This is a genomic window from Avibacterium volantium (genome assembly GCF_049366555.1).
Lineage (GTDB): Bacteria > Pseudomonadota > Gammaproteobacteria > Enterobacterales > Pasteurellaceae > Avibacterium > Avibacterium volantium_A.
In genome coordinates this window covers 1-432 of the sequence record NZ_JBMMGT010000070.1, presented here as the reverse complement: position 1 = coordinate 432, position 432 = coordinate 1, and the positions used below count along the sequence as shown (strand labels likewise).

Annotated in this window: 1 pseudogene; it reads left to right on the top strand. The window is 40.7% G+C overall.

Annotated elements, in window-relative coordinates:
• Nucleotides 1-430 (top strand): annotated as a pseudogene (locus ACLS0A_RS11030) (hypothetical protein); the annotation flags it as partial.
• Between the last annotated feature and the right edge of the window lie 2 nt (nt 431-432).

The following is a 432-nucleotide window of genomic DNA, read 5'->3' as shown; positions in this document are numbered from 1 at the left end:
CTTCAATGATTGGCACATTGATTACGGCACAGGCGAACGGGAAGAAGAAAAAATCATAGAGTTCTTTAATGGCTGGCTTGACGAAAACGCAGAAAGCGGCTTTATTCAAGTGCCTGAACCTGCCACGCAACGGATTATTCAAAAAATCTTGGGCTATCGTGTTTTAGAGGTATTTAACGGCGAACCAGAGCATTTTTATATTCACCCCAAAGCCTTTAAAGACGTGATTAAAGAAAGCGAATTTCCCCGCAAGTTAGTTTATGAAGCAATGGAAAAACACAAAATGCTTAGAACGGGAACGGAACAACAGCAAAGACCCTATCAGCACAAAGTGCCTACAAAATTAGAGCGGTATATCAACAGCAAGGGAAAACGCTTTTTTATCGTCTATCCTGCCTTAATCGAAGAAACAGAAAAACCCGAAGAATAATC